The organism is Nonomuraea sp. NPDC049625 (assembly GCF_040675285.1).
Classification (GTDB): Bacteria; Actinomycetota; Actinomycetes; order Streptosporangiales; family Streptosporangiaceae; genus Nonomuraea; species Nonomuraea angiospora_A.
This window is the reverse complement of record NZ_JBFAOQ010000022.1, coordinates 182,065-196,955: the sequence shown is the minus strand read 5'-3', so window position 1 is coordinate 196,955 and position 14,891 is coordinate 182,065. Positions and strand designations below refer to the sequence as shown.

Here is a 14,891-nt window from a genome sequence, read left to right as displayed (position 1 = left end):
TACGTCCTCGACCACGGCAAGATCACCGAACAGGGCGACCACCACACCCTGATGTCCCTCAACGGCCTCTACGCCGACCTCTACACCCTCCAGGCTGCCGCCTACCGCTGACCCTCTCGTGACTTGCACAATGTTCAAGTCCTTCCTATCGTCGGACTTGAACATTGTGCAAGTCGTCGTCCCGGGAGGGCCCCATGCCGGTTTCCGTCGTCATCGCGTCCACGCTGCAGTACGCGCTCGCGGTGCTGTTCCTCGTCCTGCCCGTCCTCGTCCACACGCACGGGGAGCGGGCCCAGCGCGCGGCCGAGGCGGTCGTGACCCGGCAGGGCCTGCCTGCGGGGGTGCTTGCCCGGCACGGGGTCAAGTTCGCCGAGAGCGTCGTGGAGCTGCTGTTCCCCCTCGCCATCTGCGCCGCCCTGGCGACGCTGGCCTCACTCGGCCTCGCGGGCAGCGGGGTGGGCCGGGTCCTGTCGTGGATCGCCGCCGCGCTCCTCATGACCGCGGGCGCGTTCGTCACCGGCACCCAGGTCTTCGCGTCCCGCTACGTCGAGGCGGCCTTCAAGAAGTCCGAGGAGCCGGGCGTGCGGGAGCTCGACGGGAGAGCGGTGGTGCGCGCGGCACGGGAGGCGTTCCCCGCGATCCTGCGACCGCTGATCGTGCTCCGGTTCGTGCTGACGGCCGTGGGTTCGGCGGCCGTCATCGTCCTGCTGGCGACTCCGGCCGCGAGCGCGTACTTCCATTAGCCAGCCGCGCGTCCAGCCCGTCGAGGATCGTCCGCAGCCCGAACTCGAACGAGTCCTCGTCCGGCAGGGAACGGGCGGCCTCCACCGACGGCGTGGCGCGGGCCCGCAGCCGGGGGAACTGCTCGGCGATCTCGCTGATGCGCGCGACGGTGGCGCGCAGCTGCTGCTCCTCGTCCGCCCCCGCCCTGCGGAGCCGAGCCCGCCACGCCAGCTCGGCCGCCTCACCCTGCGCGGCGCCGATGACGAACATGAGCACGGTCGCCGCCGCCTGGTCCACGTCCGGCCCGCTGAACCCGGCGGCCTCGTAGACGGCCAGGCAGCGGTCGTCGTAGCGGGCCTTGTTGGGGCCGTGGAGGAGGTGGGTGCTCATGGCCGGGAGCATCCAGAAGTGCCGGCCCAGCATGCCGTGCGCACCGGCGGCCAGCGCCGCCGCGGCCGCCCGCCAGCCGACCTCGTCGGGGTCGGGCAGCTCGATCTCGTCCCACACGTGGTCGGCGGCCAGCACGACCAGCTCGTCCTTGCTCTTGACGTGCCAGTACATGGCCGTGGCCGCCGCGCCTAGCTGGGTGCCCAGACGCCGCATGTTCAGCCCGTCCACACCCTCGGCGTCCAGCACCGAGACGGCGGCCCGGACGATCTGGTCCCGGGTCAGGGTGTCACGCGGCATGCCCCCCAACCTACCGCCCCGCCTGCGCACTCACCGGCTCGCACGGTCACCGGCCTGCGCGGTCACCGGCCCGCGCGGTCATCGGCTCGCACGGTCACCCGCTCGCACGGTCAGCCGCCCGCGCGACCATTGGCCGCACGGTGCTCACGCCCGCAGTGCCCACCCCGACAGCCGCCCATCTCGCGCCCGCCTACTCCGCGCCCGCCCATCCCACTCTCGCGCCACCGCTCCACCCGAGCGCCTGCCCCCACCCGAGCGCCTGCCCGTTGCCCGGGTCGCTGGCTCCCGGCTCGTTGCTTCCCGAGCCATTTGTCCCGAATCACGCGAGCCCATCGCCACCCGGTCGCCGACGACGGACCTCCCGCGTGCCAGTCACAGGGACGGGCACCAGAGAGGTCCGTGAGGCGGAGGGCTCGGGCAACGGGGATGGGGGTCAGCAGGAGGTGAGCATGCTGCCCAGTGCCGCCTTCTCCGTGCTGTCGGTGCTCAGCCCCCAGTACCACTTCACCTGGATCCAGGCGCGGGCGTACCGGCAGCGTTCGGCGGTGCGGGGCGGCTGCCACTCCGCCGGGTCCTGGTCCGACTTGGACTGGTTGACGTTGTCCGTGACGGCCCACAGCTGGGGCCCGCCCAGGTCGTTGGCGAACTGCTGGCGGCGGGAGGTGGTCCACGCCCAGGCGCCCGAGGCCCAGGCTTCGGCGAGCGGGACCATGTGGTCGATGTCCACGTCGGAGGCGGCGGTCCAGGTAGCGCCGTCGTACGGGCTGTACCAGGAGCCGGAGGTGGCGGCGCAGGAGGAGTTGGTCACGACGTTGGTGCCGTCGCGCTTGAGCACTTCCTCGCGGGTGTTGCAGGAGCCGCTGATCGTGATCCAGTGCGGGAACAGGTCGCGGTCGTACGTGCTGCTGTGAGATTCGGCCGCCACCGTGAGCTCGGCGAGGCGGGCGGCGGCGGTGCCGGCGGAGGGGATGTTCGGGGGGCTCGCGGCGGCGGGTTGGGCGGTGGCGGTGAGGGTGAGGGTGGCGGCGCAGGCAATGGTCAGGGCTGCGGGTAACACGCGGTCGCGGTACATGGGGGGGTGGGCCCTTCTGCCGCCGTCCTCGGCCGGCCACAGGTGCCGGTCAGGGGCGAGGAGGGCGGGCACCTCGACCGTGTCATTGTCCGCATTAGTCCATATATGGCCAGGTTTGCCGAGCTCGCATGGAGGCGTCGGGCGACTACTGACATGAACGGTCATGCAGTCACAAGTCCGCCTGTCAATGTTGGAGCGGCGTTCATCGCCCTGTCATTGCGTACCTGGAGCCGCGACCGTCGGCGTCCTCTCGTTGCGAGTACGCCGGACCTCTGTCGAAGGCCGTGCGCGACAGGGCGCGGAGTCGGGATCCGGACGGTTCGGCTCGCGTCCCCGCCGCCTCGACCGGGGGAGGCCGGTGACTGCGCGCCACGTTGCCGCTGTTCTGGTTGACACGTCGTCGAAGGCCAGAAAGTGGCCGTCGAAACGGGCTTCGACTGGGCGAATATTCCGGTAATTCGCTCGGCCGGGATTCAGAGTGGGTTGTGTCGATGAGTTTCGCCCATCCGGGGTTGCCGAGCCGACGATTTGGGTGGTGGTGGAGAATGGCGCGGGCGTAATCGGAAGCCCCAGGTCGCCGTAGGCGTACCCGTAGTGTGATCAAGGCTTGACGGGGAGCGTTCGGACCGCTAAACGACAGACATGGCGAACGTCAAGGCGCGGCTCCGTGCCGCAGTCTCCAACGTGGATCTCGGCATCGTGCTGCTCGTCGCCGCTGCCGTCAGTGTGCTCGATCTGCTCGATGTGCTCAAAGACGGACAATCGGACCAGCTGATTCTGCCGGTGCTGGCCCTGCTCGCGTTCGTCTGGATCAGGGACAGGAACAGGCAGGCCCGGGTGGCCGACCAGCTTGATACTGTCGCGCGTACGACCGACGGAATGTGGCGATTGCTGGCCAGCGGCGATTCGGTCAAGTCGCTCAACGGGGCGGCCATCACCCGGCTTCTTGAGGAGGCGCGGGCGGGCAGCGATATGTGGCTGTTCAAAGGGGGCACGGGCACGTTTATCCGGGCGGTGACGCTGCCCGAATGCGTTGAGCGGGCCAAGAGGAAGCGCAGCAAACTGCGTTTCCTGCTGGAATTAATCGATCCGACGGACGAACCTCTGTGCGCGGAGTACACCCAGCTGCACCTCAGTCTCGCCGACGACGGCGCCGAGGAGAAAGGGTGGACGTCTCTGGGCACGCGCAAGGACGTCTATTCGACGATCCTGGCCGCCTGCTGGTACCGGCAGCACAACAGCCAGGTGCTGGAGTTGCGGATCGGCCTGTCCCGGACGATCTCGCTGTTCCGCTGTGACCTCACCAAGCACAATCTGGTGATCACCCAGCGCGGTCCTGAGTTTCCCGGCCTCGCCATTCCGCAGAACAGCCCGCATTACAACCCGTGGTCCATCGAGCTGCACAACAGCCTCGACCAGACCAAACTGCTGGACGTGGCGAAGGCGCCGCAGCTGAGCGCCCGGCCGACCGTGGACGAGACGCGTCAGCTGTTCGAGCGCCTGGGCATTCCGCTGACCGAGGAGTTCGAGGACTCCGATGTGGCGGACATCGCCAGGGGCGCGCTCAACCGCGTCGACCCGTACGAGGGGCGGGTGCCAGTCGCCGCGCCGTCGGTCAACTGACCGTGCGGGAGGGCCGACGACGGCGCGGTGGGTCTGGTTGCAGGGGTAAGGCTGTCAGGCCGGGTGCGGGCAGTGGGCGATCAGTGGTCCGGGGGACGGCGCGTGCGGGCGTGGTCGCCGTCGTGGTGGGTGTCGTGGTGGGCGTGCTCGCGGCCCGCGCGCTTGGTTGCGCTCACCGGTCAGGGTCCGCCCGGTTGGTACGCGCCGCACCTGACACGTGCGCTTCCCCGCGGACGCCGCCCGGACCGGATGGGCTGATGCCGGCCGTGAGCCGTGAGCCGTGAGCCGTGGGTCCACTGGTGCGTCGCTCTGGAACGTCGCTGCCCCGCCTGCGCGCTCAGTTGACCGACGGCACGGCGACTGGCGGTTGTGGGTTCGGAGCGGCGCGGTGGCCGGGGGCTGTGGGTTCGAGGTCGATGCTCGGTGAGTGGGCTCCCTCAGACCACCGTGCGGGCCGACGCCCGGTGAACGGCTCCCTCCGATGAGAGAAGCGCGCAGCTCAACAAGGGTCGCCGGCGTCGACGGGGCCGAGTGATTCGTGGGTCGTGCCGCCCAGGGCGGCGAGGACGGCCTCTTCCACCGTGGTGTGCACGTGCAGGACGGTGTGCGCCCACGTGAGTTCCATGATCCGGGCCAGCTTCGGATCGGGGGCGGCCAGGTGCAGGCTGCCGCCGTGCTGGCGGGCGAAGGCGTGGGTGTTGAGCAGGACGCGCAGACCCGCGCTGCCCAGGAACTGCGCCTCGCTGAGGTCGATCACCACGTGCTCGCCGGGCTGCCGCCTGCTGCCGCGGATATGACGATCGAGCTGGCCGGCGGTCGCGACGTCGACCTCGCCGGCCACCGAGATCACGCTCACGCCCGGCAATCTCTGAATGGCGAACGTCAGATCCGGCATGCGGTGCCCACCGATCGGAGTCCGGAGACGATGCACTGTTATGGCTTGCCCGTATCGCACCATATCCGGGCGCCCGCCTTTCGCCTAGACATCAGCACTTACTTCTTTCCGGCCGGGGCCTCGCGCCCGGCACGCCCGAGGTGAGCAGGGGATTCATGGAACCCACACGATCCGTGCAAGACCGGCCCGGCACAGTGGAACGTACGGGACGAGTGATTGGCGGTCGGACATATTCAGCGCGCGGGAACGGACGGAAATACGAATATCCGCGACGCCGCGAATTTCGGTGTCGCTCTCCCCGAGTTTGACCGTGCTCGCCATGATCACGGATGCGCTCGCGGGCCGTTATCGCGGTCTGCCCCAGTCGTGGCGAAGGGCGGTTCAGGCACGGTCCGGCTGGCGGTCGAAGGAGGCGGCGCGGCCGCTGGGCGCACCCGGCCATGCGGTGGTGCCGGACAGCGTCATGCCGTGTGTCCCCGTCGGCGACGTATCCGTCCAGGAGCAGATCGATCGCTTGCATGACATGCCGCCCGACCTCCTGCTCAAGGACCTGGAGCAGGCGTTCGGGCCGCTGCCCGCGCACTGGCGGGCCGCCGCCGACCGGCCAGACCGCTGGCTGCGCGGGTACGCGGGCGCGCTCGCCGACGTGTGGGCCGTCGCCGAGCCGCTGTGGAGCAGGGCGCGCCCGCTCCTTGACAGGGAGGTCGCGCGGGTGGGCGTCGCGAGCGTGCGCGGCGGGGCGGACGCGCTGCTCGGCTCGCTCGCCGGGCGGCTCGTCCGCGACGAGAACGGCCTGGTCATCGAGGGGGTCGCGGCCGGTGTCCACGAGCTGGGGGACCGGTCGCTGGTGCTCGTGCCGATGCTGGCGGGCAAGGACGCGCTGATCGTCGGGCTGGACGATCCGGAGACCGTGTGGATCGCGTATCCGGTTCCCGCGGCCGGGAGGCTGTGGCGTACGGACTGCGACGACCTCTCGGAGCTCGTGGGACCCGTACGGGCGGAGCTGCTGCGCACGCTCGACCGGCCCATGACCATGGCCACGCTGGCCGGCGGCATGAACATCCCGCCCAGCAGCCTGACGTTCCACTGTGACCGGCTGGTCGCGGCGCGGCTCATCGCCCGTGAGCGCCGGGGCCGCGAGGTGTGGATCGACCGCACACCCCGGGCGGGGGCGCTCCTGGAGCTGTGCCTCCGCTGAATCCCCCAAGGGGAACGGGGGCGCACGTGATCCGGCGCGCCCCCGTTCAGCGAACTGCTGCTCAGCCGGCCTTGGTGAACTGGTTGAACAGCGGGCCGTCGAGCGTCCAGCCCGGCTCGTTGGCCAGGATCTTCTGGGTGTGCGATTCGATGGCGAGGCGCCACTTGTTGTTGTTCGACAGGCGGAAGATCTTCACCGTCTCACCGGCGGAGGCCGCGGCGGGCGCGTACCCGAGGATGCCCTCGTAGCGGAACTTGCCCGAGTTCACGAGCGACTCCCGCTCCGTGACGGAGCCGGTCACGATGTAGGAGGCCTTGCTTTCCCAGCGCAGCCGGTAGAGCGGCTTGCCGCCGGCGAAGGGGGCACGCGAGATGTAGTACATCGGGGTCTGGGTCAATGACCAGCCGTGCTTGGTGATCGCGCTTTCCTTCTCCGCCTCGTTGCTGGTGTAGAAGAAGCCGCCGTCCTTCGTCACCAACTCGTAGACCTTCACCCGCTGCTCGGCGACGCTCTGCGCCGACGACGCCGTCGTGGCGGACGCCTGCGTGGCGATCCCGAAGGACAGCGTGGCGCCGAGCGCCACGGCGAGCCCGAGGCCGACGGGGCGGGTCATGCGGCCGAACGATATAGCCATGAAGCTGTTTCCCTCCATATGGATGGCAATGCCCGGCCAAGCTAACAGTGCGTTGTGTAACCGCCTTTTCCATTTCGAGTAACGTCTAAGGGTTACTCGGCCAGCCGTGCGCGCAGGCGGTCGGCGTCCGGGTGGTTGAGCTGCTCCAGCAGCTCCAGCGCGCGGCGGAACGTGTCGAGGGCGGCGGCGCGGTCACCGGCGGCGTCGTACATCTCGCCGAGGTGGACGGTGGTGTCGGCCTCGTGCCAGCGGTCGCCGACCTCCTGGAACAGGCCGATGGAGCGCCGGTAGAGCTCGGCGAAGCGGCCGAGGTGGTGGTAGGCGTAGGCGAGGCTGTCGCCCGCGCTGGCCTGGCCGTGCCGGTAACTCAGCTTCGCGTGCAGGTCCAGGGCCTCCTGGCAGTACGGGATGGCCTCCTCGTACTCGCCGAGCAGGACGAGCTGGTAGCCGATCGAGTTGAGGAACAAGGCCGCGCCCGCCTCGTTGCCCGCCTCGCGGTGGAGCGCTAGGGCCTGATGGAACTGTTCGAGGGCGGCGCGGGGCCGGTCCTGCTTCTGGTGGATGAAGCCGAGGCCCAGATGCGCACGGGTCCGGCCGTCACGGTCGCCCAGCTCGGTGAACAGGGCGATCGCCCGCTCCAGGTAGGCCCGCGCGTCGTCGAGCCGGCCGAGCCGGATGAGGGCGCGGCTGGCCCCGGCGTGGGACTGGGCCTCGCCGAACCGGTCCGCCTGCCGCCGGGCGACGGCGAGCGCGGCGCTGTGGGCGGCGAGCAGGTCGAGCCAGCGCCCCTGGCGGTCCAGGTAGTCGCTGAGCGTCCAGCCGATCTGCCACGCGCGGGTGCCGAGGCCGGTGTCGGCGGCGTGCCGGACGGCGGCCATGAGCGTGGGGTGCTCGGTGGCGAACCATTCCATCGCCTGGTCGTGGTCCGCCGGGTTCTCCGGGGACGTCCCCGGAGAGGGCTCGTCCAGGGTCAGCGGCTGCCGGCTGCGGTTGATGATCAGGGCTGCGGCGTGGGCCGTGTGCAGGTAGTGGTCGAGCAGGCGGCACGTCGCGGCCCGCCGCTGATCGGAGGAGGAGGAGGAGGAGGAGGAGCTGGGGCCGTAGATGGCGGGGTCGGCGGGGGAGGTGGGGAGGTCCTGTTCGGCGGCGTAGGCGCGTAACAGGTCGTGCATGGTGAAACGGTCGGCGACGTTCTCGGTGACGAGGTGCGCGCGTACGAGCTCCCCGAGCAGCGCCCGCACCGCGCCGCCCGTGAGCCCGGCCAGGCTAGCCGCCGCCGCGCCGCCGAGATCCGGGCCGAACGCGCTCCCCAGCAGCCTGAACAGGCGCGCGGCCGGCGGCGTGAGCGCCCGGTAGGACCAGGAGAAGACCGCGCGGAGGCTGGCCGTCTGCTCCCCGGCGTCCAGGAGGTCGAGCCGGGAGGAGTCCTCGCGCAGCTGCCCGGCGAGCACGGCCAGCGGGAAGCCGGGATGCATGCGGGCGCGGGCCGCGACGATGCCCAGCGCCAGCGGCAGCCCGCCGCAGCGGTCGAGCAGGTCGGCCACCGCGTCCGGCTCGGCCCGCACCCGCTCCTCGCCCAGCAGGCCGGTGATCGCCTGGCGGGCCTCCTCCGGGTCGAAGGCGTCGAGGGGGATGGGCCGGGCGCCGTGGCCGGTGATGAGGCCGGGCAGCTGACGGCGGCTGGTGACCAGCACCGCGCAGGACGGGCTGCCGGGCAGCAGCGGGGTCACCTGGTCGGTGTCGCGGGCGTTGTCGAGCACGATCAGCATCCGCTTGCCCGCCACCAGGCTGCGGTAGAGCGCGACCTGCGCCTCCAGGCCGACGGGCACCGCGGCGGCGTCCACGCCGAGGGCGTCGAGGAAGCCGCGCACCGCCGTCTCGGGCGGCATGGGCGCGTCGGAGGGGTCGAAGCCGCGCAGGTTCACGTACAGCTGGCCGTCGGGGAAGCGGGGCAGGTTGCCGTGCGCCCAGTGCAGGGCGAGCCAGGTCTTGCCGACGCCGCCCGTGCCGCCGATGGCGGAGATCACCACCGTGTTCCCGGACGCGGCCATGATCCGGTCGAGGGCGGCCAGCTCGCGCGAGCGCCCCGCGAACGACGGTGGCGGCGGGGGGAGCTGGCGGGGCACCGGTACGGGGCGCGGGGTGAGCGTGGTCTCGGCGGTGAGCATCCGCAGGTGCAGCCGCCGCAGGTCGGGGCCGGGATCGGCGCCCAGCTCGTCGGCCAGCCGGCGGCGGGTCCGCTCGTAGCGGTCGAGCGCCTCGGCCTGGCGGCCGTTGCGGTAGAGGGCGAGGATGAGCTGCCCGACGAGGCGCTCGTCGAGCGGGTGGCGATCGGCCAGTACGGCCAGCTCGGGCAGCAGCTCGGTGTGCCGGCCCAGCCGGAGCTGGACGTCGTGGTGGTCGAGCCGGGCGGACAGGCGTTCGGTCTGGAGCGTGTGGCGCAGTGCCGCCAGCCACGGGGTGTCCAGGTCGGCGAACGGCTCCCCGCGCCACAGGCCGAGCGCGACCCCGTACAGCCGGGCGGCCTCCCGGTCGTCGCTCGCCCGCGCCCGGGCCAGCAGCGCGCGGAAGCGGTGGAGGTCCACCGCCTCCTCCCGCACCCGCAGGAGGTAGCCGGCGGCGCTGCGGTGGATGCCGTCGGAGGGGGACAGGATGGAGCGCAGGCGGGACAGGTAGCTGTGCAGCGTGCCCGCGGCCCGTTGCGGCGGGGCGTCGCCCCAGACGCGGTCGGTCAGCTGGTCGAGGGAGACGGGACGGTTGGCGTCGACGAGGAGGGCCGCCAGCACGCAGCGTTGCCGCGCGGGCCCGAGGTTGATCGGCCGGCCGTCCGCCCACGCGCTGACCTCGCCCAGGATCCCGAACTCGACCCCCACGGGACTCATCCTAGGGCGCGGCCGTCACCGCGGGCCGTCACTGCGGGCCGTCACCGGGGCAGGAGCGGCTTGGACAGCTCGAACACCCCGCCGATCCCTCTGCCGGGGATGTCGAAGACGACGGCGGCCAGGTCCTTGGCGGGGATCACGTGGGTGCCGGTGGCGCCCCGGCGCGCGTTCGGGTCCCAGATGGTGATCGTGCCCTTCGCGGTGTCGTAGCCGTAGGCGACGATGGCGTGGCCGAAGTCGCGCTTCTTCCTGCTCCAGGGCAGCCGGTTGCCGAGGACCGCGACGATCGTGGGCTTCCCGAGCACGCCGACCGCCTGGGAGACCTGCGCCATCAGCGCGGCGGGGTCGCCCTTTGCGTACGTGAGCCGGAACTGGTAGCCCTCCGGCCTGACGTACGCGTTGAGCACGGCCAGCGTGTTCTCCCGCTTGGTCGAGCGGGCCTCGGCGCTCGTCTTCATCTCCTCGGCCAGCTGGTCCTGACCGCGCCTGACGCCGAACGCGCGCAGCACGATCGCGCTGGACGCCGGGGCGCAGTAGTAGCTGGTCCGCTGAGCCTGCCCCTTGATCCCCACCGAGACCGCGGCGGGCACCGCGAGCTGCACCCTGACCGGGGGCAGCACGGTCGCGGACCCGGCGACGAGCGACACGGTCGCGGACCCGGCGACGAGCGACACGGTCGCGGACCCGGCGACGAGCGACACGGTCGCGGACCCGGCGACGAGCGACACGGTCGCGGACCCGGCGACGATTGGCGCGGCCGCCGCGGGTGGGGTGGCGACGGGCAGGACAAAGGCGGCGAGGGCGGCGCCGAGGACGAGTCTTGCGGAACGCACGCGGTCTCTCTCCGTGTTGCAGGCGATACGGAAGTGACCAAAATACACACTTCAGCGGCTCAGTTGTTCGTTCATGATGAGGAACGCCCCCAGCCCGTGGAAGTCGTTGACCGGCCGGGCACGCCCGAAGTAGTAGGCGAGCGAGTCGCTGGCGTTGGTGCCTTCGCTGACGCCCACGAGGTTGGTCCGCCCGTCGGAGCCGAGCGACACCTGGGAGAGCACTCCCTGGTAGCCGCGTTCGGCGTTCGCGCGGTAGGAGGCGTCCACGTACCCGCGCTCGACCGCCCGCGAGATCGTGTACGTGTACATCGCCGAGCACGACGTCTCCGTCCAGTTCGACGGGTTCGACGGCTCGGTGACCACCTGCCACCAGCGGCCCGTGGCCGGGTCCTGCCAGCGGGCGTAAGCGGGCACGAGCTCGCGCAGGATGTCGATGAGCGCCGCCCGGCGCGGATGGTCGGCCGGGATCAGCTCGAGGATGTCGGTCACGGCCATCCCGAACCAGCCCATCGCCCGGCACCAGGAGATCCCGTTCGTGTTGCCCAGGGAGGGTTTGACCCAGGACGCGGTGGGGCCGCCCGGCTCGTCGTAGGCGTGGTACAGCAGCCCGGCGGCCTGGCCCGACGCGCGGCGCAGGTGGCTCCAGTAGATCTCGAGCTGCTTGGCCGGCTCGGCGCTGGTGAAGGAGTCGGCCGCCACCCAGGCGCCGTACCGGGCGAGGAACGGGTCGGCCATGTAGACGCCGTCACCCCAGAGCTGGCCCTCGCGGGAGGTGGAGGTGGAGTGCCACCAGCCGCCGTCGGAGGTGCGCGGGTACGTGTTCAGCCGGGTCCTGATCTTGGCCGCGGCCGTGCGGTAGCGGGCCTGCCCGGTCTCCCGGTAGAGGGCGAGGAGGACGTTGCCGGCCTGCATGCTGTCGAGGTTGCCGAAGGTCTGGGAGATGCCGCCGGAGGAGTCCACGAACCGGTCGGCCCAGTCCTTGATGTACTGCAGGTAGCGGGGCTCGCCCGTGCGCTGGTAGACGAGGTACTGGCCCCAGAGGTAGAGGCCCTGCGGGTAGCTCCAGCCGCCGAGCGTGCCGGGGGAGAAGCGGGCCATCGTGGAGTCGACCATCGCCCTGGACCAGTCGGTGCCCGCCGAGGAGGGGTCCACGCTCAGCGAGTCGAGGTTAGGGCCGCCGTTGGACGTGGTGGCCGTGGCCTTGACCGCGTTCGCGCCGGCTGTCAGCGTGACCCGTACGGTGACGGTCCGCCAGGTGGTCCAGGCGCCGGTGCCGGGGAAGGACAGGGTGGTGCCGGTGCCGCCGGCGGTGACGGTCATCGGGCGGTCGGCGGCCGTCCCGTTGGCGTAGCGGAGGGCGAGCGTGACCGGGCCGGGGTCCGCCGCCTGGATGGTCCACTCGACGGAGGAGCCGGTGACGTTGTCGAGGTTGACGAACCCCGAGCCGGTGAACCCGGCGTGGTTCGACTCCACGACCCCCTGCGAGATCGTCCCGTTCTCGGCCTCGTAGAGGGTGGCCGCCGCGGCCGAGCTGACGGCAACCGGTTGCAGAAATAACAGGCCGCCGAGTGCCGTGGCGGTGATTGCGCGAAGACGTCCCATGTATCACTCCGGGTCTGACGAGCTGTGATGCCGTGCCGCCGGTGCGGTCCTGCACGATCGGAGGCCCATGGCTCCGATCTCCTTGCGCATTTCAGGGATACATCCCGGCGTGGTGCCCTGTCTACCGGTCAATGTCATCCGATGTATCGATGCAACAAAGTTAGGAAACTTTCCTAAGCAATGGACCGTTCCAACTATTGACGAGGCTGACGGTTTATGGCAAACGTTTGGAAAGCTCCCCTCTCTTACACCCGGCATCACTCTCAGCCAGGAGCGCCCGATGAACTTCAGCAAGTCCCGGGCCTGCGTCATCGCCTGCTTACTCGCCCTGGGAATGGCCACGGCCCTCCCGGCGGACGCGGCGCCCACCCGGTACGAAGCCGAGAACGCGACGATCTCCCAAGGCGTCGTCGAGTCCAACCACGCCGGCTACTCCGGCACCGGTTTCGTCAACGGGGACAACGTCGCCGGCTCCTACACACAATGGACGATCAACGCGCCCGCCGCGGGAACGGCCACGCTGGCCTTCCGCTACGCCAACGGCACCGGCGCCGACCGCCCCAGCGACATCGCGGTCAACGGCACGACCGTCGCCGCCGCCCGGTCCTTCCCCGCCACCGGCGCCTGGACCACCTGGACCACGATCACGCTGACCGCCCAGGTCACCGCGGGCACGAACACGATCAGGGCCACCGCCACCGGCGCGGGCGGCAACCCGAACTGGGACTACCTCGACGCCGAGGTCCAGTCCTCGAACTTCACCGACTACCAGGCCGAGTCCGGGACGATCTCGCAGGGCGTCGTCGAGTCGAACCACGCCGGATTCACCGGCTCCGGGTTCGTCAACTACGACAACGTCACCGGCTCCTACGTCGAGTTCGCCGTCAGCGCGGCCGCCGCCGGCACCCAGAGCCTGACCTTCCGCTTCGCCAACGGCACCACCACCGACCGGCCGATGACCATCGCCGTCAACGGCGCCGCGGTCGCCACCGCCCGGTCCTTCCCCGGCACCGGCGCCTGGACGACCTGGCAGGAGATCAGCGTGAACGCGCCGCTCAACGCGGGCGGCAACACGGTCAGGGCCACGGCCACCACGGACAACGGCGGCCCGAACCTCGACCGGCTGCGGGTCACCGGCCCCGGCGACACCGAGAAGCCGACCTCGCCGGGCCAGCCGACGTGCTCCGACATCACGCACAACGCCCTGACCCTGGACTGGCCGCCGTCCACCGACAACATCGGCGTGGTGGCCTACGACATCTACCACCAGGGCCAGCAGATCGCGACCGCGACCGCGCCGCCGTACCGGCTGACCGGGCTCAACCCGAACTTCTCCTACCAGCTGTCGGTCTTCGCCCGCGACGCCTCCGGCAACGTGTCGCTGAGCAGCCCCGAGGCGAACTGCCAGACGCTGCCCGCGCCCGCCGACAACCCGCCCTCGCAGCCGGGGCAGCCCACCGTCAGCGGCGTGCAGTCCGCCTCCGCCACCGTGACCTGGGGCGCCTCCACCGACGACAACGGCGTGCGGGCCTACCTCGTGCGCGACAACGCCACCAACGCCGTGCTCGCCACGGTGACCGGCACCCCGCCCGCCACGACGGCCAGTGTGCCGCTCGAATGCGCGCACACGTACCAGGTGCACGTGGTCGCGCGTGACAGCGCCAACCAGCTCTCCACGCCGAGCGCGCCGTCCGCGTCGTTCACCACCGGGACCTGCGGCACCGTGCCGCAGACGCCGACCAGCATCGCCGGCGGCTGGGACGTGCCGTGGGACATCTCCTGGGCGCCCGACGGCACGTACGCGCTGGTGACCGAGCGCGACACGTTCAAGGTCTTCAAGATCACTCCGTCGGGCACCAAGACGCAGGTCGGCACCGTGCCCAACGTGCAGACCACCGACGGCGAGGGCGGCCTGATGGGCCTGGACTTCTCGCCCACCTGGAACGGCACGAGCGACCAGGAGGTGTTCTTCATGCACACCGCCTCCGAGGGCAACCGGGTCGTGAAGATGAACTTCAACGGCACCGCGCTCAGCGGCTACGCCACCATCCTCCAGGGCATCGACAAGAACCGGTACCACAACGGCGGGCGCATCAGGTTCGGCCCCGACGGCTACCTGTACGTCACCACCGGCGACGCGCAGCAGTCGAGCAACGCCCCCGACCTCGACTCGCTCAACGGCAAGATCCTGCGCATCACCAAGACCGGCGCCGCCGCGCCCGGCAACCCGTTCGGCACCCGCGTCTACAGCTACGGCCACCGCAACCCGCAGGGCCTGGCCTGGGACTCGGCCGGCCGGCTGTGGGAGTCTGAGCTGGGCAACTCCTCGCGTGACGAGCTCAACCTCATCCAGCCGGGCAAGAACTACGGCTGGCCCACCTGCGAGGGCACCTGCAGCACGTCCGGCATGACGAACCCGAAGTACACCTGGAGCGTCTCCGAGGCCTCGCCGAGCGGCATCGCCATCGTCAACAACACGGTGTTCATGGCGGCGCTGCGCGGCCAGCGGCTGTGGCGCATCGTGCTGAACGGCGAGAACGTCTCGACGGTCAACTCGTACTTCAACGGCACGTACGGCAGGCTCCGCGCGGTCGAGAAGGTGCCCGGCGCCAACGCCATCTGGTTCGGCTCCACCAACTCCGACAACAACGGTGACGGCTCGGCCGACACCATCCGCCGCTCCAACATCCAGTAGTCACCCCCCTCATCGCCGGCGGCCGCGCCATCGCGCGGTCGCCGGAT

General features: G+C 70.8%; 11 protein-coding genes. 4 read left to right on the top strand and 7 right to left on the bottom strand.

Annotated features, from left to right (window positions below; all coding sequences use genetic code 11):
- Positions 1-194: 194 nt before the first annotated feature.
- Entirely contained in the window at positions 195-743 is a 549-nt protein-coding gene (locus AB0J87_RS55755) for a hypothetical protein (RefSeq protein WP_363982448.1), read from the top strand.
- Here the strand turns inward: AB0J87_RS55755 and AB0J87_RS55750 are convergent.
- Complete coding sequence (locus tag AB0J87_RS55750; protein WP_355210295.1) at positions 697-1,410, bottom strand: TetR/AcrR family transcriptional regulator; 714 nt, start codon at positions 1,408-1,410, stop codon at positions 697-699. The two genes, AB0J87_RS55755 and AB0J87_RS55750, sit on opposite strands and share 47 nt — an antisense overlap.
- Before the next feature lie 433 nt (positions 1,411-1,843).
- A complete protein-coding gene (locus AB0J87_RS55745) occupies positions 1,844-2,467 on the bottom strand; it encodes an HNH endonuclease family protein (protein ID WP_363982444.1) in 624 nt (207 codons plus the stop codon).
- A 657-nt stretch (positions 2,468-3,124) separates the two neighbouring features.
- On the opposite strand from AB0J87_RS55745, the gene AB0J87_RS55740 reads away from it, so the two are divergent.
- Positions 3,125-4,105 carry a hypothetical protein gene (locus AB0J87_RS55740; RefSeq protein WP_363982441.1) on the top strand — a complete coding sequence of 327 codons (981 nt, stop codon included), beginning with the start codon at positions 3,125-3,127 and terminating at the stop codon, positions 4,103-4,105.
- 499 nt (positions 4,106-4,604) lie between these two features.
- On the opposite strand, the gene AB0J87_RS55735 is transcribed toward AB0J87_RS55740, so the two are convergent.
- Entirely contained in the window at positions 4,605-5,000 is a 396-nt protein-coding gene (locus tag AB0J87_RS55735) for an STAS domain-containing protein (RefSeq protein ID WP_363982438.1), read from the bottom strand.
- 319 nt (positions 5,001-5,319) lie between these two features.
- Between AB0J87_RS55735 and AB0J87_RS55730 the strand changes: the two genes are divergently transcribed.
- Positions 5,320-6,198 (top strand): hypothetical protein, encoded by an 879-nt coding sequence (locus tag AB0J87_RS55730; protein ID WP_363982435.1) that lies wholly within the window; start codon positions 5,320-5,322, stop codon positions 6,196-6,198.
- A 61-nt stretch (positions 6,199-6,259) separates the two neighbouring features.
- On the opposite strand, the gene AB0J87_RS55725 is transcribed toward AB0J87_RS55730, so the two are convergent.
- The 4 genes from AB0J87_RS55725 to AB0J87_RS55710 all read right to left on the bottom strand — a co-directional run bounded on the left by AB0J87_RS55725 (position 6,260) and on the right by AB0J87_RS55710 (position 12,149).
- The gene (locus AB0J87_RS55725; RefSeq protein WP_350742543.1) at positions 6,260-6,811 is read right to left on the bottom strand and encodes a hypothetical protein; all 552 of its coding nucleotides are present in this window, start codon (positions 6,809-6,811) and stop codon (positions 6,260-6,262) included.
- A 113-nt stretch (positions 6,812-6,924) separates the two neighbouring features.
- Positions 6,925-9,705 (bottom strand): BTAD domain-containing putative transcriptional regulator, encoded by a 2,781-nt coding sequence (locus AB0J87_RS55720; protein ID WP_363982431.1) that lies wholly within the window; start codon positions 9,703-9,705, stop codon positions 6,925-6,927.
- A gap of 50 nt (positions 9,706-9,755) precedes the next feature.
- Positions 9,756-10,547, bottom strand: coding sequence for a C39 family peptidase (locus AB0J87_RS55715; RefSeq protein ID WP_363982428.1), 792 nt, complete (start codon positions 10,545-10,547; stop codon positions 9,756-9,758).
- 51 nt (positions 10,548-10,598) lie between these two features.
- Positions 10,599-12,149: a glycoside hydrolase family 88 protein gene (locus AB0J87_RS55710; protein WP_363982425.1), complete on the bottom strand. Its 1,551-nt coding sequence runs from the start codon at positions 12,147-12,149 to the stop codon at positions 10,599-10,601.
- A 280-nt stretch (positions 12,150-12,429) separates the two neighbouring features.
- Between AB0J87_RS55710 and AB0J87_RS55705 the strand changes: the two genes are divergently transcribed.
- Positions 12,430-14,844: a PQQ-dependent sugar dehydrogenase gene (locus AB0J87_RS55705; RefSeq protein WP_363982422.1), complete on the top strand. Its 2,415-nt coding sequence runs from the start codon at positions 12,430-12,432 to the stop codon at positions 14,842-14,844.
- Positions 14,845-14,891 lie beyond the last annotated feature (47 nt).

Excerpts from the sequence above, each read along its gene's own strand:
- AB0J87_RS55750 (WP_355210295.1), bottom strand. The coding sequence starts at position 1,410 with ATGCCGCGTGACACCCTGACCCGGGACCAGATCGTCCGGGCCGCCGTC.
- AB0J87_RS55740 (WP_363982441.1), top strand. The coding sequence starts at position 3,125 with ATGGCGAACGTCAAGGCGCGGCTCCGTGCCGCAGTCTCCAACGTGGAT.
- AB0J87_RS55735 (WP_363982438.1), bottom strand. The coding sequence starts at position 5,000 with ATGCCGGATCTGACGTTCGCCATTCAGAGATTGCCGGGCGTGAGCGTG.
- AB0J87_RS55710 (WP_363982425.1), bottom strand. The coding sequence starts at position 12,149 with ATGGGACGTCTTCGCGCAATCACCGCCACGGCACTCGGCGGCCTGTTA.
- AB0J87_RS55705 (WP_363982422.1), top strand. The coding sequence starts at position 12,430 with ATGAACTTCAGCAAGTCCCGGGCCTGCGTCATCGCCTGCTTACTCGCC.
- AB0J87_RS55725 (WP_350742543.1), bottom strand. The coding sequence starts at position 6,811 with ATGACCCGCCCCGTCGGCCTCGGGCTCGCCGTGGCGCTCGGCGCCACG.
- AB0J87_RS55755 (WP_363982448.1), top strand. The coding sequence starts at position 195 with ATGCCGGTTTCCGTCGTCATCGCGTCCACGCTGCAGTACGCGCTCGCG.
- AB0J87_RS55730 (WP_363982435.1), top strand. The coding sequence starts at position 5,320 with ATGATCACGGATGCGCTCGCGGGCCGTTATCGCGGTCTGCCCCAGTCG.